The organism is Fimbriimonas ginsengisoli Gsoil 348, from assembly GCF_000724625.1.
GTDB classification, from domain to species: Bacteria; Armatimonadota; Fimbriimonadia; order Fimbriimonadales; family Fimbriimonadaceae; genus Fimbriimonas; species Fimbriimonas ginsengisoli.
In genome coordinates, this window is sequence record NZ_CP007139.1 from 1,711,162 (window position 1) to 1,736,717 (window position 25,556).

A 25,556-nucleotide genomic window follows, 5' to 3' on the forward strand; every position below is an offset into this window, starting at 1 on the left:
TCTAGGTCTTCCGACCTAGACCCGCTTCTTTTTTAACCCCTCGCCGGCAAACAAAAGCGGCGAGTGAACCGGATGGAAGCGCGGTCGTCAACGCGGGCATGGCTCTCGTCACCGACCGCGACAAATGCGCGCACCTACTCCGCCGGTTCGGCCTCGGCGCCAGCGAGGCAGAGATCGATTTTTATCTCCAGGATGGGATGTCGGGCGCCATCGACCGCCTCCTCGACGACTCGATCCCCGACGGGGTCGACTTGGATCCCCAGCAGTTTTTGAACAACAACGGGATTCTCCCGACCCCGGTAGTCATCGACCTCTGGATCACCCGGATGATCATGACCCGGCGGCCGCTCCGGGAGAAGATGACTCTGTTCTGGCACGACCACTTCGCGACGAGCGCCAGCAAGGTTGCGAACACGATGATGATGCTCCAGCAGAACGAACTGATGCGCAAGAACGCGCTGGGTTCGTTCCGGACCCTTCTCACGGAGGTCAGCAAGGACCCCGCCATGATCTACTGGCTCGACAACCAGCAGAACGTGAAGGGACACCCAAACGAGAATTTCGCCCGCGAAGTGATGGAGCTTTTCACTTTGGGGATCGGCAACTACACCGAGAAAGACGTTCAGGAGGGAGCGCGGGCGTTCACCGGCTGGTCGCTTCGCGGCCAGGGACAGAAGCTGGGCAAGCGGTTTCCCGCCGAGTTTTTGTTCCGTCCGCTCGTCCACGACGATGGGATCAAGACGTTCTTGGGGAACAGCTCAAACTTCAACGGCGACGACGTTCTGAACATCCTCTGCGACCAACCGCGAACATCGGAGTACCTCACCACCAAGATTTGGAACTGGTTTGTGTGGCCGCAACCGGATGCGGCGACGATCGCTCCGTTTGCGAAGCGATTCCGCGAGAGCGGCTTGGACATCAAGTCGCTCATCAAAGACATCATGAAGTCGAGTGAGTTTTACTCGTCTCGCGCCGAACGGACGGTGATTAAAAATCCGGTCGACTTCTGCGTCGCCACCTTGCGTCAGCTCGGGGTGGGGGAGCAGGTTTCCCGCCGGCTGGGCGCGGTCGCAGCCGGGGAAACGGTTCCTCGCGGCGTCCTTGCTCCCGCTCACGTTGCGCAGCTATCTATGAAGGGGATGGGGATGTGGCTCATGTATCCGCCGGACGTGGCCGGATGGAACACAGGTGAATCTTGGATTACCTCGGCCACGGTGGTGGAGCGGATCGAGTGGTCCGACAAGATCTTTGGCCAAGGGAAAACTGCGAAGCTCGAGCTTCGGTACCCCGCCTACGGACTCCTCAAAGACGATACAACGCCGAATGCGGTTGTGGATAAGTTGCTGTCGATCTTCGACGCGCCGATAAAGGCCGACAAGCGCGCCGCGCTTATCGCGGCGGCGACGAAGGTATCCGGAGGGCAACTGACGCCGGAAAACGCCAATCAGGTCGCGGCTTTGGTCTCCCGTCTGATCTTCGCCACCCCGGACTTCCAGTTCGGCTAACGTTGCGCCGTGGTCACGCCCTTACCTCCGGCCTCTTTTTCCGGCGGATCCCCACGATGGAGAAGATTCGGACCGGCTCGCCGGTGGCGACGGCGCGTTCGGACGCCTTTCCGGCGAGGGCGACGAGGAGGAAGACGAGGCCCCCTTCAAACGCCGCCAACGTCACCGCGCCTAACCACAGCGACTTGAGGAAAATCGCCGGCAGGCAAAGAACGATTTCTCCGGCGATGAGGGGCGCGGCAAAGAGCCAATAGGCGAACTGTCCGAGCAACTGTTGGAGCTTGTCGGAAAAGTCGGGATAGCCAAGCACGAGCGTGTATTGCAGGGCCATCCGGGCCGCCGTTCGCAAGGGGAAAAGGACGAGAAGACCGAAGACCACCAGCGGCATGTAAGCCACTCGAGCGACGAGTAGGACCGCCGAGGTTCCGAAGGAAAACAATAATAGCGAGACCATCGGAACGGCAAGGTCGGCGGACACGCTCTCCCAGCCGCGGATCGGCAACGGAGCCACCAGTTCGCGCCGGCGCACCGCCGCTTCGGAAGCGGTGCGGGCGGCCCCGAGGAAAAGCATGCTGCCATAGAGGCACATGACCCCTAGAACTACGTAAGCCATCGCCGCGTCCTGCGCCTGGGTGGCCGCGGCAAAAAGCCCGATTCCGACCCCGATTAGGAGGGGAGTAATGAAGTTTGCCGTCGGGCGCTTCCCCGCTGCGCAAAGGTGAGCCCAAAATAGCGCCACTGCACCCTCGCCAAATGGCCGAATGGTGTATTCCCTTCGCGCCCGGTGCTGGTGGGTTTGCGCCTTCGCAGCCATCATCGAGGCGTAGCCCCCTTGGGCGGCCTTTCGGAACGAAGCGATCCGGTCGGTGCTGACGATCGACTGCTCGTACCAATTGGCATTGGTCGCGAACATAGGAATAAAAGAGCCTAGATACGCGAGCAAGAGCCAGCCGATCGAGGCGCCGGTCGGCCGGTGGAAAGCGAAGCTCACCAACGCATCGGAGGCCAGGGTCACGGGGAAAAACAAGATCCGGATAAAGGCGGAGTCGACCGCCGCGGACATCCCCGCCCAACCTTTTTGCCAACCGATCGCCGCCATGATCAGGGCGAACCCAATGATTCCGGCCGTATGATATTTGCGAATCACCTGCCGGCTCGGCGCCGCCATCGCCACGAAAAGCGCCAGGTTGAGATAGGTCCCAACGCAAAGGGCGAGCGCCGCCGTCGGCACCCACCCGGGCGAAACCTCGGGCCCCATGTCGCGGGCGCTAGGGGTCACCATGTTCGTCGCCATCTTAAATGCGAAGAGCAGGAAGAAACCTTGGAAGAGCGCACTGAACAAGAGGGACGGAAGCCGGTATGCCAGCACCACCCGTCGGGAAACCGGGGACGGGAATAGATAATCGACATCCGCTCGGCTAAGGGCCAGAAGCGCGTCGCCCAAACCGCTGTCGACGGTTGCGAGCGCCAACAGAATGATCGTCAGCGTCGCGACCACCCGCAAGGCCGTCGGGTTCAGCGTGGCGGCGTTTTGAGATGGGGGAGCGCCTCCCCCTCCGAACGAGCCGACAAAAATGCTCAGTCCGAAAAATCCGACGAGAATGATCAGGGGAATCAGCTTCCGGGGATCGGTGAAAGCCGTTCGGAGCGAGTTCCGTAATTTGAAGAAGCTCAGGAGCGCGATCGCGCGCATTACGCCGGCACTTCCTCGGTGAGCTGCAGGAACATGTCTTCGAGAGTCACATCCGCTCCAGAGCTCAGCTTTTGGTGAAGCTCCTCGACGGTCCCCTCGGCGATCAGACGGCCTCGGTTTAGAATAACCACCCGGTCGCAGAGCCGTTCCGCCGTGTCGAGCATATGGGTGGAGATTAGGATCGCGTTGCCTTGCGAGCGCCGCTCCATGATCATGCTCTTCAGCTCGCGCATCCCCTTGGGGTCGAGTCCGATCAGCGGCTCGTCGAACAAAAACACCTGGGCTTGGTGGATAAAAGCGCATGCGCAGGCGAGCTTCTGCCGCATCCCTTTTGAGAGCGACGCTCCGAGCTCGTTTCGCTTCTCCCAAAGGTCAAGCCGAGTGAGAATCTCCTCCGCGTTCTTGAGCTCATCCTCCATTCGGTACGCGGCGGCGACGAACCTAAGGTGCTCCATCACGGTGAGCATCTCGTACGGATTGGGAACCTCAGGGACGAATGCGAGGGCTCGCTTGGCGGCAACCGGGTTCTCGGCGACATCGTGGCCATTCAGCAGAATGCGTCCCGAGGTGGGTTGAAGGAGTGATGCGATACAGCGGATACTCGTCGTCTTCCCGGCCCCGTTGGGGCCGAGGAGGCCGACGATCTCCCCAGCATTCACCGTAAACGAGAGATCCTCGACCGCGGTCGATCCTCCAAACCGCTTCGAGAGATTCTGCACCTGCAACATGCCTGACGAGGACGTTACCAGGAAGGGGGCCGGTTCGAACGTCGGGTGAACCTGCTATCGGCTGCAGCGCCTGGTCGATGTAAAAAGTAGACAAGAATGCACTAGTTCCATTCGATTCCAAGAAAAATCGCGCAGGTCGGGACGGTAAATTGCCCTCGCCTCCAACACGTGCGAAGGGAGTGAACTTGAGCCTTGCACTTGTCGCCAAGGCTTACGAGTTTCGGCAGGTAATGTGGTCTCGCTTAGAACCGTCCACCATGTTCACTCCTCTTCCCCTGATCCTCCTAGCTGGCCCACCGGTCCTTGCGCCGCGGCAAGCTCAGAATGCGCCCATCACGAGGCAGGAAACACTGCGCGGCAGCATCACTCCGGAGCGTGCGTAGTGGGATGTTCTGCATTACGATCTTTCGATTGCGTTCTCCCCGCGCACGCGCTCCATTCGTGGAGTGAATTTGATCACATTCAAAGTCCTCAAGCCCGGACATAAGATGCAGATCGACCTGCAGGCGCCCCTCTCCATTTCGAAGGTGCTGCAGGACGGGCGGCCGCTCACGTTTGAGCGCGAGGGGAACGTCTACTGGGTCGAGTTCGAACGAGACCTTCCGGCCGGGTCGGAAAGGAAGATCGAGGTGCACTACGGAGGTCGACCGAAAGTTGCCACAAATCCGCCTTGGGACGGCGGGATCACTTGGGGACGAGACGATCTCGGAGACTGGTTCATCAACACAACCTGCGAAGGGCTTGGCGCCAGTGCCTGGTGGCCCAACAAGGACATCGGCTACGACGAACCGGATCGCGGGATGAACATCAACATGACCGTGCCGGAGGACCTCGTCGATGTATCGAACGGTCGTCTCAAGGGAGTCGATCATGACCCCAAGGCAAAGACGAAGACCTACCACTGGCTTGTCAAGTCGCCGATCAACAACTACGGCGTGAACGCCAACATCGGCAAGTACGTGAGCTGGACCGACCGTTACCAGGGCCTCGGGGGCACGTTAGACCTCGGCTACTGGGTGCTGCCGCACCAGAAGGCGGCGGCGATGAAGACCTTTAAGGAAGTGCGCCGGATGCTCAAGGCATTCGAGCACTGGTTCGGCAAGTACCCCTGGTATGCCGACGGATACAAACTCGTCACGGTGCTGTACCCCGGTATGGAGCACCAGAGCTCGGTGACCTACGGCAATTACTTCCGCAACGGCTACCGCGAGAGCGACCCCAGCCCCGGCAGCCGCTACGGCAAGAAATTCGACTTCATCATCGTTCACGAATCCGCGCACGAGTGGTGGGGGAACAACTTCTCCATGCGAGACGCGGCCGACATGTGGATCCACGAGAGCTTCGCCAACTACGCCGAGAGCCTGTTCGTGGAGTACTACTGGGGTAAGAAGGCCGGTCAGGATTACGTGATCGGCACCCGCAGCATGATCCTGAACGACAAGCCGATCATCGGCATCTACGGAGCCAATCGGGAAGGGTCAGGCGACATGTACCCCAAGGGTGGAAACATGCTGCACACCATCCGGCAGATCGTCGGCAACGACGAGAAGTGGCGCTCGATCCTGCAGGGTCTCCAACGCGACTTCTGGCACCAGACGGTTACGTCCCGGCAAGTCGAGAACTACATCTCCGCCCACGCGGGAGTCGACCTGAGCAAGGTCTTCGATCAATACCTGCGCACCACCAAGGTGCCGATGCTGCAGTACAAGATAGAGGGGCGCCAGCTTTCATTCCGCTGGGACCGAGTCGTGCCGGGATTCGACATGCCAGTCCGGGTCAGCATCAACGGCAAGGCGAGAGAGATAAGTCCGAGGGAAACCCTCTCAACCCTCAAGTTTGTCGAGCCGATTCGTTCGTTCACGGTCGACCGAAATTACTACGTGAAGTCAGAGATGATGAAGTAGCGCCGCGCGGTACCAGGTCGAAATTAGGTTCACCGGCGGGAAGTGGTCACAACGGCCGTGCATTCGATTAAGAAGAGCTAGCAAATTCGCTCTTTCGGTTTGGATGAGAGAGCATTCCACCGGTCGCCAGCCTCGGACGTTACGACCATTCGCTCCATAGCCACTACCCCTCCTTGTCGATCTCATCCGGCCACCTCACTTCCGTGCACCAGGGGTGCTTCGATGTAGAGCCTCTGGGCTGGACGTCCATATCGTGACGCTATGCAAGCGCCGCGCAACTTACCCTAATCCCCGTGTTAATGGTCACCAACAAAATAGATTGACAATCCGTATTCACCCGTAGCCCGGGGATTTATCCCCGGAGAGACCTTGAACCGCGGCTAAAGCCACGGGCCACGGTTGAAATCACATCAGGGAAATGAAACCTAATTTGTCAATGACCATCAACTTCCACCCCTGACCTCTTTGCGTCCTAAGGAAGGCGCCCGGGGGCGCAAATCCCTCCTTGGTGAGGGCTCGATGTCCGGGCACACGGCTACGCCGTTGGGGAGATTGCTCACTTTGACCACCTAGCGGACTCGGGACATGTACTTCCGATACAGGTCGGTGTAGTGGCTCTCCAGCGCGACCGGCTTGCCGTCGATGAATAGGTAGCGAAGGTGGGTGGTCACCTCCAGGGGGTCGCCGTCGGTGACGATGACGTTCGCCACTTTGCCGGGCTGCAGCGAGCCGTATCGATCGTCCACCCCGAGGATCTTGGCGGCGTCGAGAGTGAGGGCGCGCATCGCGGCGTCGTGGGAGAGTCCGAACGCGCACATTCGGCCGACCCGGTACGGGAGGTTCATGGCGGTCTCCCAGCCTTGGGAGGCGAAGGCGAACCGCACGCCCGTATCGGCGAGGACGGACGCGAAAGCCATCGGCGTGTCGTACGGATCGAATTCATTCGACGGCTCATCCGACTCGGGGCACTCGCCCGCGGGCGGGACCGCGATTACCGGAATATCGCTATCGCGCAGCGTCTTCGAGAGCTTCCAAGCCTCTTCTCCGCCCACGATCACCGCCTTCAGCTTGAGCGCTTTCGCGGTGGCCACGGCCCAGCGGATCGTGTCTTCGGTTCCGGCGTGGAACATCACCGGCCGCTTCCCTTGGACGAACGGGCGAAGCGCCTCCAGCTTCACGTCGGTTGCAATCGGCTCGTTTGCCGATTTCGCTTCGTCGTACCGCTTGGCGGCTTCGAAATAGCTCTTGAGCTGCTGGCGGCGCTCCTTGATTCCGGACTCTCGCTTCTCGATTTCGTCGGGTGGGAAGAAGGAGCGGAAGCGGGCGGGCAAGCCGGCGGGAACGTTCACGTCGAGCCCGACGGAGCCTTCGATCCGCATCCCCTCGACGGTCGTTCCGAGGGTGCTGACGAGTCCGGATTGGCCGGAGACGATCCCCGCCGACGGATACACCACAGCGGACGTGATTCCGTTGTATCGGACCTTGGGGAAGTGAATGCTTTCCGGATTCACGGCGTTTGCCCCTCGTAGGTCGGGGGCGTAGTCGCCATTCTCCCGCTCGTCGGTCGCCGACGGGACCTGGCCGATCTCGATCAGTCCGAGCTGCGAGCCTGCGTCGATCATTCCGGGATACACATGCAGGCCGCGCCCGTCGACGCGCACCGTTCCGGCAGTGACTTCGACCTTCGCGCCAACGGCGGCGATCTTGCCGTTCTCGATCAGGACGGTCGAGTTGAGCTGGACCGGTCCCGAGATCGGGTGCACGGTCGCGCCCGAGATCAGATAGCTCTTGCCGGCTGGCGGGAGCGGGGTATCGACGGAAAACGGCTTGAACTCGAGAGTTTGCGTGGAGAGGGAGCGGTGGTTGACGCCGAACGCGTCACGCCGCTCGAAGTACGGCTCGCCTTCGATGAAGGTCATTACGCACTTCGTGTAGTTGCTCATCGGATGGCCGTCCCAGATGGCCATGTCGCCATCCTTGCCGACCTCGATCGAGCCGACCTTCCCGTCGACTCCGAGCTGAATCGCGGGATTGATGGTGATCATCCGCAGAGCCCGCTCGGGAGAAGTTCCGTAGCGAATCGCCTTGGCGGCGTCTTGGGTGAGCGGGACGTTTCCGCCTTCCGTATCGGTGTTGATCGAGACGAGGACCCCGGCCTTGTCGAGGATGGTCGACGCGACCGGCGCGGAGTCGATGACCTCCAGCTTATAGGCGAAGCCGTCGCCGAAGATCGAGACCGGAACGTGGGCGGCGGCAAGCTCGGGAGCGATCTTGTAACCCTCCAGGGCGTGCTGCATCGTGAGGTTGAAGTGGTATTCCTGGCTGAGCCGAACCATCATCAGCATCTCGTCCTGCCGGTACGAGTGGCACTGGACGCGGATCTTCCCCTGAAGGATCTCGGCAAGGGCCTCCAGCCGCAAGTCGCGGCGAGGAGGGGCGATGCGCGGGTCGCTGCGGTGTTGCCGATAGTTGTCCCATCGGGCGATGTAATCCTTGGCATCCGCGAAGGCGCGGCGGTAAACCGCTTCGACACCCATTCGAGTTGCCGGGAAGCGCGGGTCGGTGTCTTGCCCGCCGGACTCCTTGACGTTCTCGCCGAGCGCGAACTTGATCATTCGGGGCGCGCCGGGGAACGGGAGGTCGGCGGTCGGATGCCGCCATTTGTGTTTGATGACGATGCTTTGGCCGCCGATCGGGTTGGCGCTGCCGTGGAGAAGCATTCCAGTGGTGATGCCGCTGGCAAGCGCGAAGTAAAGGCTCGGCTGGTCCGCGTTCAGCACGTCGGCCATCCGGACTTCGGCGGAAATGGAGTCGGATTCGTTGATGTCGTCCGCGCCTCGGTGGGAGTGCGCGTCGACCAATCCGGGGGTGACGAACTTGCCGGTCGCGTCGACGACCTTTATTCCGGCGGGCGCGCTGAGGTTCTTACCGACGGCGACGATGTGGCCGTTTTGGATGAGGACATCGGCGCCATCGAGGAACCCACGCGTGATGGTGAGCACGCGGCCATTCCTGATGAGGACGTTTCCGCCAGTGGTGAAGGTCGGCTTTCGCTGGGCCTCGAACTCGCTCGGATAGGTTTGGGCAAAGCCGATCGTCGCCAGGGACGCGAGGGCGGCGATAAGCGAGGTCCGGATCATCGCCCCACCTCCCCACCGAAGCGGTTGCGCGGGGTCGTTCCGACCGGCTTCGCTTCCGGATCGATCTTGTGGCCGTCGATGTAAAGCATCTTCACTTTTGTCTTTTCGTCCAGGAAATCGGCGGTCATGGCGACGACGTTGGCGGTCTTGCCTACCTCCAGGGTGCCGAGCTGGCGCTCGACCCCGAAGATCTTGGCGGCGTCCAGAGTGAGCGCGCGGAGCGCGACGTCGCGCGGCAGGCCGTTCTTAACCGCGGCCCGAAGGAACCCGATGAACTCTTTGGGATCTTTGCACCCGCGGTCGGTGAGCGCGAACGGGATACCGGCTTGGCGGAGGGCGTCGGCATTCTTCACCGTCTCCTGATAGAGCCGGGACCGCTCGGCGATCCGCTCGGGGAGCTCAGGTACGGGTGCGTCGCCGGGATCGTCCGCCGTCTTCGGGGGTGTTTTTGGGTCGGGCGGCTTGGGGGCGACCGGCTCGGGGCCAAAGTTGAGGCTCAGCAGAACCGGCGCTCCGCTTGCCTTGATCTGGTCGATCCTCCGGTATGCCTGTAAGCCGCCGACGAGGATCGGGCGGAGGTGGAGTTCGGCGGCGAAATTAAGCGCTCGGTCGATCTGAGAGGTGGTATCGGCCTCGATGCCGGTCGGCAAGCTTCGATCGAGGGCGGGAAGAAGCGCCTCCAGAGTCATATCGGACGGCGGCCGTTGAGCGCCGCCGGCCTGGAAAGCTTGCGTCGTCGCGCGATACCCCTGAGCGTCGACGAACGCCTGTCGAACGTGGGAGATCCTTCCCAGCAGGCTGGCCGGGTAGCCGCCGCCGAACCCGAACCCTCCACCGAAGGTCATGGCGAGCATCGTCCGAGGCGAGACGACGGCGTCGCGGGCGGGGCGGCCGGAGAGATTGGCGAGAGTTCCGATACCGTTCAGATAGCCACCGCCGGGCGCGATCATCAGCGTGGTGAACCCAACGTTTCGGTAGGGCCGGGCAACGTCGTCGGTAAGGGTCAAGTATTGGCGGGCCTGCAGCTCGGGACGGACTCCCTTTCGATTCGCCTCCCGCATGAATGCGGGCGCGTAGTCGCTGGTGGGGGGTGACGCGTCCTGGTTAGGATCCGCCGCTGGAGGCTTGACCCCGCTATTCGTGAAGGAATTGATGAGTCCGGGGAAGAGCGTTAGGCCCTTTCCGTCGAGCACCTCGGCGCCCGGCGGCACGCTTGCGTCCGGCCCTACGGCGACGATCAGGCCGTCTCTGATGACCAGGTTTCCCTTCTCGATCACTCGCCCGTCTCCGATCTCGATCCGAGCGCCCACGATCGCCTGCACGCGGTTTTCGGAGGGGATAGAGCTCTGGCCAAACGCCGCGGGCGCGACGAGGGCAAAGGCTAGAAGTCCGACACTACGTTGAAGTCTCATAGGGCGGATAACACGATAGCAGGTCCCGCCCGCACAGTGAAGTTATGAGAACCGAGAGCGCCATTGAAGAAGGGGGTTCGCATCGAAGCTTCTTGCCTCCGACTAACGTCTCCTCTGCGGAACCGGTCCGACCCCTTGCCGAGTCCCATTGCTAAAGGACCATGCGTCGGCAACATCGCCGACGCCTGCCACGGAGGCTGAAAATGTTAATCAAAAGGACCGTCGTTCAAGAAGAACCGCAACCGGAAACGAATATAACGGTCGTCCGACCGGAGCGAAATACCGGGCTCCTTGCGGGACTGGGGATCGCGACTCTGTTGGCAATCGGCGCGATCGCGTATCTGTCTTGGTATTTGCCGAATCAGAACGCGTACGAGCAACCGGTTGCGACGCAGCCGGTCGAAAGCGGCCGGGCCGAGCGTCTGCAAAACCCCGCGCCCAAGCCGAATACGGTGATCGTTAACCCGCCCGCGGTGATCCAAACCCCGCCGCCGGTAGTGACCCCGCCGCCGGTCGTGGTGACTCCGCCCCAGCACACGGTCATCGTTCCCGGTTCCTCGTCGCCCCCACCCGAGCGACCGACGAACAATGACGACCACACCAACACCACGCCCGATACGAGCACCAATAACGGCGGCTCGAACCAGTCCGACATGAACGGTTCCACCACCGGTGGCTAGTCGCTCGAACGGCTTGGACGCTTAGGCGTCCAAGCCGATTTATGGCGGGTACCCTGCGAGGATGCCCGCGATAGAACCGGCAGCCAAGCTTGCCCTGCAGCGGCACTACGTAGCCGCTCGGGCGGATCGCCCGGTTGCCCTGTCCGGCCGATTGGACGATCCTCAATGGGGTGGCGCGGGTTGGTCGGATGAGTTCGTCGACATCCTTGGTTCGCACGCTCCGAAGCCCCGTTTTAGGACCCGCATGAAAATGATGTGGGACGACGAGCACCTCTACATCGGAGCCGAATTAGAGGAGCCGCACGTTTGGGCCACCCTAACCGAACACGATTCGGTGATCTTTCACGATAACGATTTCGAGGTTTTCGTGGACCCTGACGGAGATTGCCAACTGTACGGCGAGCTGGAGATCAACGCGCTTAATACGACCTGGGACCTGCTGCTCGTGAAGCCGTACCGGGCCGGGGGGCCCGCCATCAATGGCTGGGAGATCAAGGGGCTGCGCACGGCGGTGCACGTGGACGGCACGTTGAATGATCCAACGGATACCGACCGCGGCTGGAGCGTCGAAATCGCCATCCCGTGGGCCAGCCTTTCCGAGATCGCCCACCGAAACCTACCGCCAAAAGCAGGGGACTTTCTGCGGATCAACTTCTCCCGGGTGCAGTGGGAGCACGAGATCGTCGACGGCAAGTACCGCAAAGTGCCGGGGCGGCCGGAAGATAATTGGGTCTGGTCACCGCAGGGGGTGGTCGACATGCACCGGCCGGAGCGGTGGGGGTGGGTTCACTTTTCCTCGTCGGCATCGGAGCCCCCACGCGAGCCGGCGACGCTGTTCGAAGTTTACGAGGCGCAACGTCTGTTTCGCGGCCACCACGGGCACTGGTCTTCGCGTGAAGAGGAGCTTGGGCTTGCCCCCATTCCCGGTTTGCGGATCGAGACCACCGCTTCGTTTTTAGAATTGTCCCTTGGGGATTGGCGGCTCGACCACGACTCCCGGCTATGGCGGGTTTCGTAGCGATATAGTGGTAGCCATGCGTCGCGTGGCTGCCCTCATTGGCTTTCTTATTCCGCTCCTTGCTCAAGCTCAGCAAGCGCCGACCTACCCGGTTTTCGAAAACGACAAGCTCCCGATCTCGCTTTACAAGCAGCGGCGCGAAGCGATCGAGTCGCAGCTCGGAGCGAGCGGGGCGGCGATCCTCTTCACGAATCCGGAGCGGAATCGCACCAACGACACCGACTTTCGGTTTCGAGCTGACTCTAATTTCCTCTATCTGACGGGGTTCGAGGAGCCGGACGCGGTTCTGGTTCTTGCGCCGGGCGGCATCGATATCGATGGCCGTCGCGTGAGGGAAGTGCTACTCGTCAACGAAAGCAATCCGACTTCGGAGACTTGGCTGGGATACCGCATGGGATCGCAGGGGGTCATGAGCCTCCTCGGGGTCGAGCTTGCGCTCCCGAATCGCCGCTTGGGCGACGTGCTGGAGGCGCTGGGGAAAACGCCGGGGCTGAAACTGGCCCGGCCCCTCGTTCCGCCCGATCCGTCCGGTTTGGTCGCGACGATGTCGAACAGCGTGAACGAGTGGCGCAAGGGGCTCGCAAGTAACGACCTGAACGTTAATTCCGCGCTCGCGAAGATGCGGGTCATCAAATCTCCCGAGGAAATCGTGCTGCTCCGCAAGGCGGCGGAGGCGTCGGTAATGGGGCACTTGGAGGCGATGCGAAGCGTGCAGCCGGGGATGCGCGAATACGAGATTCAGGCGTTGGTGGAGTATGTGTTCGCTCGAAACGGGTGCGAATCGGTGGCTTACAATTCGATCGTCGGCTCAGGTCCGAACTCGACGATCCTTCACTACGAAGCCGATCGGCGCCTTATGGAGAAGGGGGATATCGTTTGTATGGACGTCGCGGGCGAGTACCATGGATATGCCGCGGATGTGACAAGAAGTTTCCCGGTCAGTGGGAAATTTTCTCCCGAACAGAAGGCGATTTACGAAATCGTTCTCGCCGCTCAAGACGCGGGAATCGCAGCCTGCAAAGCGGGGGCTCCGTTCAGTTCCGCCCACGTGGCCGCCGCTAAGATTTTGGGTGACGGGCTCCTCAAGTTGGGAGTCATTACCGACCGGAACCAGCTTGGACGGTACTTCATGCATGGCACGAGCCACTATGTGGGCCTGGACGTCCACGATGCGCACGGCGACAATACGTTGCGCGAAGGAGCCGAGCTGACCGTCGAGCCGGGAATCTACATCAAAGCCGGCAGCCCGTGCGACAAGAAGTGGTGGAATATCGGCGTGCGCATCGAAGACGACATCCTGGTAACCGCCAACGGCCCCGTCAACCTCTCCGCGGGCGCTCCCAGGAAGGTTCGGGATATCGAAGCGCTGATGCGGCAGCGGGGAATCGGGAACATCCGGCTGCGCAAGTAGGGTTCGGCCTTAGCCAAGCCCGCCGTGGTACCGACAAGGGCGTTAAGCTCGTAGAAACCGATAGAACAGCATGAGTGAAACGATCCGACCCTTGGTCGATGTACAGAACACGAAGGATGTCCGGAATATCCCGATCGACAAGGTCGGGGTTCGCAAAGTGAAATATCCGGTGTTCATTCGCGAGCGCGATAACGGGCTCCAGCAAACGGTCGGGGAGTTCAGCCTGATGGTTGGTTTGCCTCGCCACTTCAAAGGAACGCACATGAGCCGGTTCCTGGAAGTTCTGGCCGAGCATAACCACGACGTGTCGGCGGAGACGATTCCGGACATCCTCGAAGGGCTTCGGGACCGGTTGAACGCGGTGACCGCGCATCTGGAGGTGCGGTTTATCTACTTCCGCGAGAAGGCGGCTCCGGTTACCGGCAAGGTCGGAATGATGGGTTACGAGTGCGCTTTCCTCGCCTCGGGCGGCGAAGTAAACGATTCGGTTTTGGAAGTGATCGTGCCGGTCACGACCCTGTGCCCGTGCAGCAAGGAGATCTCTTCGTTCGGCGCCCATAACCAACGCGGTTACGTAACGGCCCGGATACGGACGAGTGGGCTGGTGTGGATCGAAGAGATCGTCGACCTTGTGGAGGCCGCCGGGTCGGCTCCGCTCTATCCGGTGCTCAAGCGTCCGGACGAAAAGTTCGTGACGGAGCAGGCGTATGAGAATCCCCGCTTCGTGGAGGACATGGTCCGTGAAGTTTCCGTAGCGTTCGACGCCCACCCGCTGATCACGAGCTATGAGATCGAGGTCGAGAACCACGAGTCGATCCACGATCACAACGCCTACGCATACGTCAAGCGAGACCGTGTGACGCCGTAGCCACTCGAGTCAGGCAAAGCGAAATCGGCTCGCCCTGCCAGGTAGGTCGAGTGGGCCGCGCTCGGACCGGATTTCGATCACCTCGGCCAAGTCGCCGGGCTTTTCACTTAGAACGATCTCGGGGCGAAGGTTCGGCGCCGTCCCGAAGAGACGGTCGATCTGCGGCCCGTCAGAGGCCGGCGCCGGAACGGCCAGCACGAGTTGCGTGACCGCCGGCACCGAAGGCAGAGCGCTCGGGGATAACCTTTCCTTAAGCTTCGGCGCGTAGTCGCAAAGAAAGAAATCGAACGGCGCCGGTCGAGAGGGATAAAGGTTCCGGCAAATCAACTGCGGTGTGCGTGCCTCGTCCTCGTCGAAGCCTCTAAGCCGCAGGAGTTCGGGGTCAGGCTCCCACTTCTCGCGAAGCGACATCGGGATCCCCATCTCCTCATACCGGCGGGTCGCGACCGCTAAATCGATCGGCTCGAAGACGAGCGTGCGAATCGTCGCGGCCGAAGGCGCGCCCTCGTCGAGCTGAAGAAATTCAAGGTTGAATCCGCCGAGGGCCACACCGGAGGTACGCCCTTGGGGCCAAAACCGGCCAATGGGCCAAGCGACCGGAAAGCCAAGGCGCTCGGTGAAGAGCTCCATCGCCTCCTCGATATCCGGCACCTCGCAGATAAGGTGATCCAGGCGGCGGAGCCATGGGCTCTCGGAGCCGCTGAGCCGATACATATCAACAAAGACGTGGCGCCGTCTAATAAAGACGGCGCCACGTGGTGCGCTACGGACTAGAACCGGTAGCCGAGTGAGAAGGTGATCGCGTTGGCGCGCGCGCCGCCGGCGCGGTCGCTCAGATAGCCGGCAATCTCCGCGACGATATGCTCGCCGAGCTCTTGGCCGATGCCGCCTCGGATCCCGATCGCGGTGTTGGATCGGTTGACGTCGACGAATGCGACGCCCGCGCCCAGGAAGAAGTAGCGGCGCTTCAGAACGTCGGCCCCACCCTGGTACCAGCGCTGATTCACCATCAGCGGGATAACGTTTCCGTTACCGTTAAACCCCTTCGTCCAGTAGTCGAGCGAAATGAAGGTCTCGCTCCCCTTGACTAGCGAAGTCGGGATCATGTACTCGACACCGAGGTCGAGAAGCGTATTCCCTACGTTGGTCAACGCGGAGTCGAGCGGCAAAGCGATGCCGGCGCGAACCGTGATGTTGACCGGAGTCAGGTCGGGCTGGGTCGGCGACTGTGCGGCGGCGACACCTGCAATTCCAATTGCGGCAATCGTTGCCGCTACGGTGTAAATCTTCCTCATGACTGCAAAACCTCCCGGAAGGGACCGAGCGGAAGCTCGTTCCTTGAGCGCCCCCATTTTAGCTCTAACCAAAGCAGATGTCTACTCACTTGTGGATGGACATAATGCAGGAAATGCCAAGAATCACGCTGAAACCGACTCAGAGTGCGCTAATCGTGATCGATGTTCAGCCGGTGCTGATGCCGTCGATCCACCAAGGGGACGTTCTGACCGAGCGAATTCGTTTCCTGGCGAGGATCGCCAGGTTGTTGGAAGTGCCGGTTTTTGCCACCGAGCAGAACCCGTCGCGGATGGGATCGACGGTGGATGCGATCTGCGAGCTAGTCGCCGATCCGGCTCCATTTTCCAAAATGGCGTTCAGCGGCGGCGGCTGCGCTCCCTTCATGGATGCCCTCAAGGCGAGCGGGCGGGGCCAGGTTGTGTTGGTCGGGGTGGAAACTCACATTTGCGTATCTCAGACCGCGCAGGGGCTGCTCGATGCCGGCTATGAGGTGGTCGTCTGCCCGGATGGGGTCTCGGCGCGGTCGCTGGAGCGCCATAAGCTCGGCATGGAACGGATCCGCGATGCCGGCGTCGTGCCGGCCCACACGGAAGCCGTCGCCTACGAATGGCTCGGCACTGCCGAACATCCGCGGTTCCGCGAAGCTCTGAGTATCGTGAAACAGCATCCGTGAACGAATGGTTGGCGATTCCTCACCTGCGGAGAAAACTTAGACATGCAAACTCTCTCTGAATTGATCAAAGCCGGAGATGCCGAAGGGGTGCGCCGGATGCTCGACAAGAACCCAGAGGTTCTCGAGTCGGAGAGCGCCGAGGCTCCATCGTGGCTGTTGTTGGCGCTCTATTACGGGCAGGCCGGCGTCGCCGACGCGATTCGCCAATATCGTCCGAAGCTCACGATCTTCGAGGCATCGGCGATGGGTGACCGGCATGCCCTCGATGCAATCCTCGCCCAAGATCCCTCCGCACACGCACAAGTCAGCTCGGACGGCTTCACCCCGCTGGGATACGCAGCCTATTTCGGCCACTACGAGGTGCTCCGCGCGCTCCTCGACGCCGGAGCCGATCCCTCGGTCCCCTCGCAGAACCCGATGGGGGTACTCCCGCTCCACTCCGCCCTGTCGAGCGGTCACAAAGAGGTGGCCCGCCTTCTCATCGACCGGGGAACGGACGTGAACGCAGCCTCCGCCGAAGGGTGGACCCCTCTCCACTACGCTGCCCACAACGGCGACATCGAGACCGCTAAGTACTTGCTGGATCACCACGCTAAACGGGAGGTCTTAACCCGCGAAGGCAAGTCCCCCGCCGACTTGGCCGAGGAGCGAGGGTTTTCCGACCTCGGAGAGTTGTTGCGTCCGGTTGGGGCGTAGCCGTTCAGGAAGCTACTGCCCGGTTCGATAGAGCGACGTCTTTCGGCCGAACAGGCGGAATTCGAGGGTGAACGAGGATTGCCGGGCGTAGTTATCGTTCTCGTTGGCGCCGGTGTGGAAGCCGAGGACGAGCGCTTGGCCCAGGAGTCCGCGGAACGGCCAAGTCAGCTCCGCGTCGAACCGGCTCTCGAACCGCCGCACCGCGAAACCGCCCTTCGCTTCTTCCCAGGGGAAATACCACGCCTTGGTCGAGAGCGTCAGGTACGGGTCGCGGTAGGGGCTGGGCCGGTCGCCGCCACTGAAGTAGAGGGGCGGCATGGTGAGTTGCAGCCACGGATTAGCCAGGAAAGTCGCGGTGTGGTGCGGGTTGATACCGGTATCGATCCGCTCCCGGTATTCCGCGCTAAGCAATCCGAGCTTGAGGAGGGCGGGGGATTGCGTTCGATATCGACCGCCGGTATCGATCGGACGGCCGGTGACCGGAACCTCGAAGGAGTAATACACACCCGTTTTCCGGTTCGTCAGGCTCTCGTTGCTTCGGTAGCGGACGCCCCATTCGCGGCGCATAAACGGGAGGAGGATGCTCCTGCGGTAGACGTCGGTAGTTTCCTGGCTCACGGTGCCGGTGAATCCCGCGTTGGTGTCGTTGAGCTGGGTAGAAAGCGTGGCGGCGAAAGACGCGTGGATCGGATGCAGCGGGTCGCCCCCGAACGGCCGAGGGAATCCGATGCGCACCGGCAATTCCAACACCCACTGTTTATCTGCTCCTTCGACATTCGCCAAGGCGGGCTGGATGGAGACGCTTCTCAACGTGCGAGGGGTGTGCGTGGCGGTCAACGATGCGTCGCCGAAGACGATTCGGAGGTCGTAGTCGAGCTCGGTGTCTCGTCCAAGGACGGCAAAGTAGAACTTTGTATCCTTGGAGGAATACTCGACCGGAACGGCGGCTTGGAGCGTTACCTGGCGATACGGCCCGGGGGTTGGTTGAGCTTCCACGGCCCGAACGCCGAGCAGCCCGACGTAGCGGCCCTTGCGAATGACTAAAACGGACCACCGAGCCGGATCGTCGATCCGCGAGACTTTGAGGTGTTCCGCTAATAACTGGTTCGCCGCGATCGGGATCTCCGCTCTTATCTCGATTCGCCCAGATGTTTCCGCTTGCTGAAGGTTTCGTACGGTGACGCCGCGAAAAATGCGGTCGTTAGGCCCTAGCCATCCCGGCGTCCGCTGAGCCCAGGTTTGGGCCACCGCTGACAAAAACAGTAGCGTCGTCCAAAGAACGCGGCACGGCGCAACTTGTTGCACGAAGGGAGTGTAAGGGATTACCCGTCTCGCTTCAACTGCCGGGCATACTCAGGTCTGTCGCCCGACCCACCAGGACTTTCTATGTTTTTCGGATTGCTGCTTCTCGGCCAAACACCACCTCCCGTTTCCATCTCGCAGATCGATGCGCTTGTCAAGCAACGCGACGTGGCCGCTCTGCAGCAGTTGCTCGTGAAGCAGACCGGAGAAAACCCGTTCTCTCTGCTTAAGACCGGCGGCGCGTATGCGGCCGGCTCGCTCGGATGGTCTACGAAAGAAATCGTTTCGCCAAGCGGCCGAAACCGTTACGTCGTTATTTCCACACCGATCATTTCCGAGGATGCCGGCGAGCTGCTGTTCCAAGTGGCGCCCAGTGGCAAGCTCCAATACATTCCCGAGAGTGACGCCTTGGGAGTGCGTCTGGACAAACACTCCTTCTTCGTTCGCTTTAATCCGGCCAAGGGCGAGGCCGAACTTCACGACCATCTTCGAGCGCATTGGGATGGAAAGGCGAATCGTGAGTTCTTCTTTAGGTTGTCGCCGACGTTTAAGGTGCGAGCGATCACCGGCATAGGGGGTGGAGAGATCCCGTTTGCGCAAGGTGGGGGCATCGTGTTGTTGGAGCCCCGCCCAGGTGCACCGCTCGACTTCCTCATCGACTACTCGGGCACGGTCCATAAACCCGGGTTCCAGCGCGAAATTTCCCCTCGCGAAGCGACACTTTCGGCATCGGTCTGGTACCCGATGATTGGGCGCCAACCCTCGACCTACGACATCGGCCTGGAGATTCCGAAATCTTGGACGGCCTTGGCTCAAGGCGAGCAAGTGTCCGACACGCCGTCGGGAAGTAACCATGTGATGCGGTTCCGGATGAAGGTTCCGGTCGTCTGGTTCGGAGCCTCCGCGGGGCCTTATCGCACGGTCGTCTCTAAGATCGGTGGGCGCGAATACGCGACGATGAGCCAGACGATGACCCCGGACGACATGCGCGTCCAGAACGAGCTGAATGCGGAGGTCGTGGAGTTCTACTCGAAGAGATTCGCGCCGTACCCGTTCCGACGCTGGACGGCCGACGACAGTTGGCAATTCGCGAACGGCGTCGGCGCGCTCGAGGCTTACTCCTTCGCCACCTATGGCGGCGGCCTGCCCGGCCAGGACGCTCACGAGCCGGCCCACACCTGGTGGGGCGGCCTCATTAACAACGATTACCTCACGTCGCTTTGGAACGAGAGCTTCGCCAACTACTCGATGTCGTTCTTCGCCCGTCATCGTCCGGTCGGTAACGATGCGGAGCGAATGGCTGCGCATGTCTTTCCCGCCGTTCCGCTGCCCGGGATCGAAGATGCCCCACTTTCCCGTTCGGGGGTCGGAATCGGCCCGGCCGCGCCGTCGCTCGGGTACGGCAAGGGCGCGATGGTGCTGCAACTCCTTGAGAACGAGATCGGCTCGGACATGATCACCCGAGCCATGCACGAATGGCTGCGCACCAATCCTCCTCGACACGTCGGCAGTTGGGAAGATTTCGAGCGGGTCGTGAATCGGGTTACGGGCAAAAATCTCTCGTGGTTCTTCGATCAATGGGTGCGCCGTAAAGGGCTGCCGAACTTCAATTTGGCCGACGTCAAGTGGGAGGCGGGTCGGCTCTCCGGTCGATTGGCCTTTACCGGAGATCGGTACCGAATCCACTCGGAGCTTCGCATCGAATTTTCTGACGGGGTTTCGAAAACCGTCAGCGTGGAGGCGGGGGACGATGGGATCTTTTCAACCGCATGCGAGCAACGCCCGGCTGCGATCACCGTTGACCCGAACGGTTTCATTCCACGATCCAACGCCGAGTCCGACCCGCGAACGAAGCTGACGCGATTCTTGTACGGTCATCCGTATTATCTGGATCCGGCGCACCCGGACACCCTCGCTTGGGCTCGCTTTGGCAAGAAGCTTGAGAAGCTGCCCGACGATTTGAGCGGCGCAGTGATCATTGGAACTCCGGATAACGTGCCTGCGATGGCGCCTCTCTGCCAGGCGGCTGGATTCACCGTCGCCGGCGATAACCTTACATACAAGGGAACGACCATCGATCTCCGACACGCCGGCGCGCTCGCCGTGGTGGACTTGCCGAACGGAAAACATTGTGTGATCGGCCTCGGTAAAACCAGGCTAAGCCCAGACACGGGCAACTCTCGCCTCATCCTATTCGACAACTACGGCCGGCTCCTCCGCGCGGACACGGAGCAAATCCGTGAAGGCAACCTAACCTACAAGTTTCCGTAGCCACCCATGGCACCGGCATCTTGCCAGTGGGTCCCAAGGCCATCATGGTTATCAACCAAATAGATTGACAATACAGGTTCAACCCGTAGCCCGGGGATTTATCCCCGGAGAGACCTTGAACCGCGGCTAAATCCACGGGCTACGGGTGAAATCAGACATGGGAAATGTAAGCCTAATTTGTCAATGAGCATCCAGCCCTTGGCTTTCTCACATGACCGGCACGGTCATGTGGGTTCATCTGCTGAGAGCCGATGCTACGGTTACACGACCAGGATGGTCGTGAGACACACGGGCAAGCTGCCCGTGCCACGGCTAGGAGTGCAGGACATCCTTTAGGAGCCAGCGTTCTAAGTCGTCGACGTAGCGATCGAAGGTGAAGCGGGAGCGGACCATCCGGATTCCCTCAGTGGCGAGGGCTTCTCGTAGGTCGTCGTCTTCGATCAACCGGGTTATGGCGGCGGAAAGCGCTTCGAGGTCGCCCTGGGGAACGACGAGGGCGTTGCGGTGGTGGGAGAGGACCTCGCTTAAGGGGGCGTCTTCGGCTCCGATCACGGGCGTACCGCACGCCATCGCTTCCAAGATTGGCGGGCCTCCCGAGAGGATGAGCGCATCTGCTTCGTGGTATTCGGCGAGGAGATCTTTCGCCCAGGGTCCCACCACGGTTCGCAGCGCCACCCGACGGCCAAGGGCTTCCGCCACCTGGGCCGCTATTTCGAAGGACGAGCGGTCGACGCATAAGAGGCGGAACGGATCGTGGGCTTCCCCGGGGCAGAGCTTTGGCGTCCATTCTGCAATCGGTACGCCGGGATGGATGAGAAGGGGATCGAACTCGTCGGTAAAGGTGCGTCGCAGCTCGTCCACGATCGCCTCGGTGAGCGAGGTCGCCGGGCTTACGCGCAGCTCCGAGAGGGTCGCGCGCCGATGGAGGAGGTGATCGGGCAGGGCGCGCCAAGGCCGAGACCAGGGGGCCGGCGCGTAGGACGCGAGACTGTCGTCGCACAGGACGAAGGCATAGGGATATCCGGCCTCGTCCGCAGCGCGGATGGGGCCGACGGTAAGTCGAGCCATTCCCCAAAAGCAGACGATATCGGGACGAAATTCGGTCAGCCACGCCGCGGTTCGGTGCTCGTTGGCCTCGGTAATCCTCGCTCTTTCCCTGTAACTAAACTTCGGCGGCGGGGCGGAGAGACTAAGGACCCGGTCAACGCAAATCCCATCGACCTTGGTCGCGGGTGGATCGCCGTCTTCCAACCGGTCATTGCTAGAGAGAGCCCGGACCGTCCACCCTCGGTCGGCCAAGCACCGCGCGGCTTGGTGGCACAATGCCTCGGCGGCGCTGGCGCCAATCGGAGGGTATGTCGCACCGACCATCGCGACACGCGGCTTCACTGATACCTCCCGTCTCGCTCGCCAATCTCCATGCCACCCACGCCTATATAGAGATCATCGGCAGGTTAGTGCAAGTTTTTGCGTCTGCCTCGGAGATTTCCTTTATGCCGGTGAACGCCAGGGCTGATTTGCGATATCTAACCCTTGAGCCCGAAGGTGACTAGTCGCGCATATAGTAAGCAATTCCAAATTCCCGCGCCATTTGGTCAAATCGAGGATCGGCAGTCCAGAGCAGCAATCCATCTACCTTCGCAGAAGCGAGGAGATGAATGTCTATCCAACCCACTCCTCTACCGTGTAGCTTCCGTTCGCGAACAAATCGCACGATGGCGTCGTGAGAGACCATCGAAGCTCGGCCAATCTTCTCGTAATCGTCTAACAGCTTGAGCCGGCCACCGACATCACCAATGAGCAGTTCACCAAAGACGAAGTCGTGACCGACGACAAGTCCCTCCGCCAAGAGATGGTCCAATTCGTCGGCGTAGGGAGGCTTGTTTGACAAGAACCTAATCCAAACGCTGGTGTCAACTAATACGGTCATTCGCCGGCAGGAGCCTCACGCCGGCGTGGCACGTCTTTCGCCTGAGGTTCCGAGCCACGAAGAGATCTCAGTCGTTGGTACGCCTCGTGACGCACCAACGCTTCAAGGCCAAGCCGCACCGCCTCTGTATCGCTTGCCGCTCGCGAAGCTCGGCGAGCCTCAGAAAGGAGGATCGGGTCGATGTTCAGAGTCTTCTTCATACATATCGTTCTACCATACGTGTATGGTAATAACGGCCGTACATTAAGTTACACGAGGGGAAACCGCTGATGATCCAGCAACGCCCCTGCAGCAAAACACAAGGGGTCGGTCACGACGTGGGAGGCTCCGGTAAAGGTCGTATCGGCATCCATGAAAATGGCGACGTGAGCCACTCGCGGTTCCGAACTCAAATTCGGAGTAGCCATGTGAGGGCATCGGCCGTGGTGAAAAGTGACGTCGCCCGCCCGCAGCGGCAGGGTCACGCGGGGTTCCCAGCGCATCTCCGGGGCGACTTCGAAGAGACTTCGGGCGTCGGCCAAGTTCTGGGCTTGAAGGTCGGTCCGGCGTTGCTGTCCGGGGATAAACGTCATGCATCCCGCCTCCACCGGCACGTCACCCAAGGCGATCCAGCAGGAGATCGGATTTGGGCTGTTCGCGTGCGGCCAGTAGGGTTGGTCCTGGTGAAACTCCGTCGCTTTGCTGGTACCCGGCGCCTTGATCAGGATCTGGTCGTGCCAGAGGCGCAAGGGGACGCCGGCCAATTCCTTCGCCGCGGCTCCGATGTTCGGATGGAGCGTCAGGCGAGCCATCTCTTCGTCCTGAGTCCACACGTTCACGAACTGGGCGAAGATCGGGCTACCCGCGCTGAGGTCTCGAATCCGTTCGGCCGCGCTTAACGCCGCCTCCCGGAAGTGAAACGCTTCGTCGCGGGAGATCAGCCCTTTCACTCGAACAAATCCGTCTCGCCGGTACGCCTCGATGTGCGAGGAATCCACCATCGTTCCCATCGTAACTCGCATCCTATCCCGTTTGCGCGAAGCGGTTTGGTACCCGGAAGGAAGCGACCCTCAAGCATCGTAGTCAATACCAGTGGGGTAAACGGTGGTACGCATGGCAAAGATCGAGTTTGATAACGATCCGCATCGAAGATTCAACCCGCTCACCGGAGAATGGATTCTCGTTTCTCCTCACCGAACGAAGCGGCCGTGGCAGGGACAGCAGGAGAAGCCAGCCGAAGAAAATCGCCCCCAGCACGATCCGAAGTGCTATTTATGCCCGCGTAACGAACGAGCGGGCGGCGTCCACAACCCGGATTACAAGTCGACCTTCGTTTTCACCAACGACTTCTCCGCGCTGTTGCCCGACGCTCCCTTAGGCGACGCCTCCCCTAGCCCCCTCCTGAAAGCGGAAGGGGCGCGCGGCGAGTGCCGGGTCATCTGCTTCTCGCCGCGCCATGATCTGACCCTCGCGAAAATGGAGGTTCCGGACATCGCTCGCGTCGTCGATACCTGGGCGGACCAGATCACCGAGCTCGGTTCGCGATACAAATGGGTGCAACTCTTCGAAAATAAAGGAGAGGCGATGGGCGCCTCCAATCCCCATCCCCACGGCCAGCTCTGGGCCTGCGACTTCCTGCCCACCCTTGCCGCCCGCGAGGACGCGTGCCAGCGAGAGTATTTCGAAGCAAACCGCCGTCCGCTATTGCTGGACGTCGCTGAGGAAGAGATCAAGCGGGGTGATCGGGTCGTCGCCCAGTCCGAGCACTGGCTGCTCCTGGTCCCGTTCTGGGCGGTTTGGCCATTCGAGTACCTCTTGATCCCGCGCCGCCACGTGCGCCGCCTGCCCGAGCTCTCGTCCGAAGAACGAACCGACCTCGCGAAGATCTTGAAAGAGGGACTGCGACGCTACGACGCCCTTTTCGACGTGAGCTTCCCCTACTCGATGGGTTGGCACGGCGCTCCGACCGATGGACAGGAGCATGCCCACTGGCAACTGCACGCCCACTTCTATCCGCCTCTTCTGCGGTCGGCGACGGTGCGAAAATTCATGGTCGGCTTTGAGATGCTTGCTGAGAGCCAGCGAGACTTAACTGCGGAGATGGCGGCGAAACGATTGAGGGAGGTCGGAGGGCTTTAAGGCAATGCCAACCGGCTATATTTGATCCATGCTCCGCCGATTCTTGCTCGTCTCCGCCTTTGCCCTCGCGGCCCTTGCCAACGCCCAGGAACGGGTTCGGGACGTGATCTACCTCAAGTCGAACGGTGCCGCGTTCACGATGGACGTTTTCAAGCCGAAGACGCCGAACGGGGCCGCGATCATCTGGCTCGTCAGCGGCGGTTGGTATTCGAACCACGAGGGGATCAACTCGCAGCTGGCGGATGCGATGACAGCGTCGGGCTTCACCGTTTTCGAGGTGGTTCACGGAGCCCAGCCGAAGTACACGATCCCCGAAATCGCGGTGCAGATCAAGCGCGCGGTTCGGTTCGTCCATGTCAATTCCGCCACCTATGGCGTCGACACGAACCGCATCGGCCTCTCCGGGATGAGCGCCGGCGGGCACCTCTCGCTGTTAACCGCCGGCACCGGAGACGCCGGTAACCCCGACGCGAAAGACCCGGTGGAGCAAGCCCCCAGCACGGTCGCCGCCGTCGTGGCGTTCATGCCTCCCACCGACTTCCTCCACTACGGCACCCTGAGCACCAAGGAGCTGATGAGCGGCATCACGTTTGCGCCGTTCCGTCCCGCCTTCGGTTTCAAGCCGAACGCCACCGACGAGGATATCGCTGAGATCGCGAAAACGGTTTCGCCGATCACTTACGTGACCGCCAAATTCCCGCCGACCCTTCTGATCCACGGCGACGCCGACCCCCTCGTCCCGATCCAGCAGTCCGAATCGTTCCGCGACGCCCTTAAGAAGCAGGGCGTGGAAACCGACCTCGTCCCCGTCAAAGGCGGCAAGCACGACATGGTAACCTTCGCCGGCGGCTTCCCTCGCCTCATCGCCTGGTTCCAAGACAAGCTAAAGAAGAAGTAGCTGAGGCGGCCGA

At 61.2% G+C, this 25,556-nt stretch carries 22 protein-coding genes; 11 read left to right on the forward strand and 11 right to left on the reverse strand.

The genetic code is table 11. The features are described 5' to 3' along the window. Positions 1-98: 98 nt before the first annotated feature. Entirely contained in the window at positions 99-1,505 is a 1,407-nt protein-coding gene (locus OP10G_RS07825) for a DUF1800 domain-containing protein (RefSeq protein ID WP_025226444.1), read from the forward strand. Between the two features lie 13 nt (positions 1,506-1,518). Here the strand turns inward: OP10G_RS07825 and OP10G_RS07830 are convergent, their stop codons facing one another. Together OP10G_RS07830 and OP10G_RS07835 are read right to left on the reverse strand one after the other, a co-directional pair. Further along, positions 1,519-3,198: a putative ABC exporter domain-containing protein gene (locus OP10G_RS07830; RefSeq protein WP_025226443.1), complete on the reverse strand. Its 1,680-nt coding sequence runs from the start codon at positions 3,196-3,198 to the stop codon at positions 1,519-1,521. Continuing rightward, a complete protein-coding gene (locus tag OP10G_RS07835) occupies positions 3,198-3,926 on the reverse strand; it encodes an ABC transporter ATP-binding protein (protein WP_025226442.1) in 729 nt (242 codons plus the stop codon). The genes OP10G_RS07830 and OP10G_RS07835 overlap by 1 nt, the downstream gene beginning before the upstream one ends. A gap of 446 nt (positions 3,927-4,372) precedes the next feature. Here OP10G_RS07835 and OP10G_RS07840 point away from each other — a divergent pair, with 446 nt between their 5' ends. Further along, positions 4,373-5,830, forward strand: coding sequence for a M1 family metallopeptidase (locus OP10G_RS07840; protein WP_158409174.1), 1,458 nt, complete (start codon positions 4,373-4,375; stop codon positions 5,828-5,830). 569 nt (positions 5,831-6,399) lie between these two features. Here OP10G_RS07840 and OP10G_RS24255 read toward each other — a convergent pair. Then, positions 6,400-8,970 carry an amidohydrolase family protein gene (locus OP10G_RS24255; protein WP_025226441.1) on the reverse strand — a complete coding sequence of 857 codons (2,571 nt, stop codon included), beginning with the start codon at positions 8,968-8,970 and terminating at the stop codon, positions 6,400-6,402. Continuing rightward, a complete protein-coding gene (locus OP10G_RS07850) occupies positions 8,967-10,382 on the reverse strand; it encodes an amidohydrolase family protein (protein ID WP_144241046.1) in 1,416 nt (471 codons plus the stop codon). The genes OP10G_RS24255 and OP10G_RS07850 overlap by 4 nt, the downstream gene beginning before the upstream one ends. Before the next feature lie 203 nt (positions 10,383-10,585). Between OP10G_RS07850 and OP10G_RS07855 the strand changes: the two genes are divergently transcribed. The 4 genes from OP10G_RS07855 (at position 10,586) to folE2 (ending at position 14,359) form a co-directional block, all read left to right on the forward strand. Continuing rightward, positions 10,586-11,062 (forward strand): hypothetical protein, encoded by a 477-nt coding sequence (locus tag OP10G_RS07855; protein ID WP_025226439.1) that lies wholly within the window; start codon positions 10,586-10,588, stop codon positions 11,060-11,062. A gap of 61 nt (positions 11,063-11,123) precedes the next feature. After that, positions 11,124-12,080 (forward strand): carbohydrate-binding family 9-like protein, encoded by a 957-nt coding sequence (locus tag OP10G_RS07860; protein WP_025226438.1) that lies wholly within the window; start codon positions 11,124-11,126, stop codon positions 12,078-12,080. A gap of 16 nt (positions 12,081-12,096) precedes the next feature. After that, positions 12,097-13,491 carry an aminopeptidase P N-terminal domain-containing protein gene (locus OP10G_RS07865; RefSeq protein WP_025226437.1) on the forward strand — a complete coding sequence of 465 codons (1,395 nt, stop codon included), beginning with the start codon at positions 12,097-12,099 and terminating at the stop codon, positions 13,489-13,491. Between the two features lie 70 nt (positions 13,492-13,561). Next, a complete protein-coding gene (gene folE2, locus OP10G_RS07870; RefSeq protein WP_025226436.1) occupies positions 13,562-14,359 on the forward strand; it encodes a GTP cyclohydrolase FolE2 in 798 nt (265 codons plus the stop codon). A 9-nt stretch (positions 14,360-14,368) separates the two neighbouring features. Here folE2 and OP10G_RS07875 read toward each other — a convergent pair whose 3' ends face one another. Together OP10G_RS07875 and OP10G_RS07880 are read right to left on the reverse strand one after the other, a co-directional pair. Continuing rightward, the gene (locus tag OP10G_RS07875) at positions 14,369-15,073 is read right to left on the reverse strand and encodes a VOC family protein (RefSeq protein ID WP_025226435.1); all 705 of its coding nucleotides are present in this window, start codon (positions 15,071-15,073) and stop codon (positions 14,369-14,371) included. Between the two features lie 56 nt (positions 15,074-15,129). Beyond that, entirely contained in the window at positions 15,130-15,654 is a 525-nt protein-coding gene (locus tag OP10G_RS07880; RefSeq protein WP_144241047.1) for a hypothetical protein, read from the reverse strand. Between the two features lie 113 nt (positions 15,655-15,767). Between OP10G_RS07880 and OP10G_RS07885 the strand changes: the two genes are divergently transcribed. Both OP10G_RS07885 and OP10G_RS07890 read left to right on the forward strand, forming a co-directional pair. Then, a complete protein-coding gene (locus OP10G_RS07885) occupies positions 15,768-16,328 on the forward strand; it encodes an isochorismatase family protein (protein WP_158409175.1) in 561 nt (186 codons plus the stop codon). 42 nt (positions 16,329-16,370) lie between these two features. Beyond that, entirely contained in the window at positions 16,371-17,024 is a 654-nt protein-coding gene (locus OP10G_RS07890; protein WP_025226432.1) for an ankyrin repeat domain-containing protein, read from the forward strand. 12 nt (positions 17,025-17,036) lie between these two features. On the opposite strand, the gene OP10G_RS07895 is transcribed toward OP10G_RS07890, so the two are convergent. Continuing rightward, entirely contained in the window at positions 17,037-18,329 is a 1,293-nt protein-coding gene (locus tag OP10G_RS07895; protein ID WP_025226431.1) for a hypothetical protein, read from the reverse strand. An 81-nt stretch (positions 18,330-18,410) separates the two neighbouring features. On the opposite strand from OP10G_RS07895, the gene OP10G_RS07900 reads away from it, so the two are divergent. Continuing rightward, a complete protein-coding gene (locus OP10G_RS07900) occupies positions 18,411-20,597 on the forward strand; it encodes a M1 family metallopeptidase (RefSeq protein WP_025226430.1) in 2,187 nt (728 codons plus the stop codon). Between the two features lie 312 nt (positions 20,598-20,909). Here OP10G_RS07900 and OP10G_RS07905 read toward each other — a convergent pair whose 3' ends face one another. The 4 genes from OP10G_RS07905 to OP10G_RS07915 form a co-directional block, all read right to left on the reverse strand. Continuing rightward, a complete protein-coding gene (locus tag OP10G_RS07905) occupies positions 20,910-21,986 on the reverse strand; it encodes a glycosyltransferase family 4 protein (protein ID WP_144241048.1) in 1,077 nt (358 codons plus the stop codon). 160 nt (positions 21,987-22,146) lie between these two features. Continuing rightward, a complete protein-coding gene (locus OP10G_RS07910; RefSeq protein ID WP_025226428.1) occupies positions 22,147-22,527 on the reverse strand; it encodes a type II toxin-antitoxin system VapC family toxin in 381 nt (126 codons plus the stop codon). Beyond that, positions 22,524-22,727, reverse strand: a complete 204-nt coding sequence (locus OP10G_RS25720) for a type II toxin-antitoxin system VapB family antitoxin (RefSeq protein ID WP_084178901.1) — start codon at positions 22,725-22,727, stop codon at positions 22,524-22,526. The genes OP10G_RS07910 and OP10G_RS25720 overlap by 4 nt, the downstream gene beginning before the upstream one ends. 48 nt (positions 22,728-22,775) lie before the next feature. Beyond that, on the reverse strand, positions 22,776-23,516 hold the full coding sequence (locus tag OP10G_RS07915; protein WP_227625086.1) for a phytanoyl-CoA dioxygenase family protein: 741 nt from the start codon (positions 23,514-23,516) through the stop codon (positions 22,776-22,778). A 103-nt stretch (positions 23,517-23,619) separates the two neighbouring features. On the opposite strand from OP10G_RS07915, the gene OP10G_RS07920 reads away from it, so the two are divergent. Together OP10G_RS07920 and OP10G_RS07925 are read left to right on the forward strand one after the other, a co-directional pair. Then, entirely contained in the window at positions 23,620-24,645 is a 1,026-nt protein-coding gene (locus OP10G_RS07920; RefSeq protein WP_025226426.1) for a UDP-glucose--hexose-1-phosphate uridylyltransferase, read from the forward strand. Positions 24,646-24,673: 28 nt separating this feature from the next. Then, a complete protein-coding gene (locus OP10G_RS07925) occupies positions 24,674-25,543 on the forward strand; it encodes an alpha/beta hydrolase (protein WP_025226425.1) in 870 nt (289 codons plus the stop codon). Positions 25,544-25,556: the final 13 nt, after the last annotated feature.

Excerpts from the sequence above, each read along its gene's own strand:
- OP10G_RS07825 (WP_025226444.1), top strand. The coding sequence starts at position 99 with ATGGCTCTCGTCACCGACCGCGACAAATGCGCGCACCTACTCCGCCGG.
- OP10G_RS07830 (WP_025226443.1), bottom strand. The coding sequence starts at position 3,198 with ATGCGCGCGATCGCGCTCCTGAGCTTCTTCAAATTACGGAACTCGCTC.
- OP10G_RS07835 (WP_025226442.1), bottom strand. The coding sequence starts at position 3,926 with ATGTTGCAGGTGCAGAATCTCTCGAAGCGGTTTGGAGGATCGACCGCG.
- OP10G_RS24255 (WP_025226441.1), bottom strand. The coding sequence starts at position 8,970 with ATGATCCGGACCTCGCTTATCGCCGCCCTCGCGTCCCTGGCGACGATC.
- OP10G_RS07850 (WP_144241046.1), bottom strand. The coding sequence starts at position 10,382 with ATGAGACTTCAACGTAGTGTCGGACTTCTAGCCTTTGCCCTCGTCGCG.
- OP10G_RS07855 (WP_025226439.1), top strand. The coding sequence starts at position 10,586 with ATGTTAATCAAAAGGACCGTCGTTCAAGAAGAACCGCAACCGGAAACG.
- OP10G_RS07860 (WP_025226438.1), top strand. The coding sequence starts at position 11,124 with ATGCCCGCGATAGAACCGGCAGCCAAGCTTGCCCTGCAGCGGCACTAC.
- OP10G_RS07865 (WP_025226437.1), top strand. The coding sequence starts at position 12,097 with ATGCGTCGCGTGGCTGCCCTCATTGGCTTTCTTATTCCGCTCCTTGCT.
- folE2 (WP_025226436.1), top strand. The coding sequence starts at position 13,562 with ATGAGTGAAACGATCCGACCCTTGGTCGATGTACAGAACACGAAGGAT.
- OP10G_RS07875 (WP_025226435.1), bottom strand. The coding sequence starts at position 15,073 with ATGTATCGGCTCAGCGGCTCCGAGAGCCCATGGCTCCGCCGCCTGGAT.
- OP10G_RS07880 (WP_144241047.1), bottom strand. The coding sequence starts at position 15,654 with ATGAGGAAGATTTACACCGTAGCGGCAACGATTGCCGCAATTGGAATT.
- OP10G_RS07885 (WP_158409175.1), top strand. The coding sequence starts at position 15,768 with ATGCCAAGAATCACGCTGAAACCGACTCAGAGTGCGCTAATCGTGATC.
- OP10G_RS07890 (WP_025226432.1), top strand. The coding sequence starts at position 16,371 with ATGCAAACTCTCTCTGAATTGATCAAAGCCGGAGATGCCGAAGGGGTG.
- OP10G_RS07900 (WP_025226430.1), top strand. The coding sequence starts at position 18,411 with ATGTTTTTCGGATTGCTGCTTCTCGGCCAAACACCACCTCCCGTTTCC.
- OP10G_RS07910 (WP_025226428.1), bottom strand. The coding sequence starts at position 22,527 with ATGACCGTATTAGTTGACACCAGCGTTTGGATTAGGTTCTTGTCAAAC.
- OP10G_RS25720 (WP_084178901.1), bottom strand. The coding sequence starts at position 22,727 with ATGAAGAAGACTCTGAACATCGACCCGATCCTCCTTTCTGAGGCTCGC.
- OP10G_RS07915 (WP_227625086.1), bottom strand. The coding sequence starts at position 23,516 with ATGGGAACGATGGTGGATTCCTCGCACATCGAGGCGTACCGGCGAGAC.
- OP10G_RS07920 (WP_025226426.1), top strand. The coding sequence starts at position 23,620 with ATGGCAAAGATCGAGTTTGATAACGATCCGCATCGAAGATTCAACCCG.
- OP10G_RS07925 (WP_025226425.1), top strand. The coding sequence starts at position 24,674 with ATGCTCCGCCGATTCTTGCTCGTCTCCGCCTTTGCCCTCGCGGCCCTT.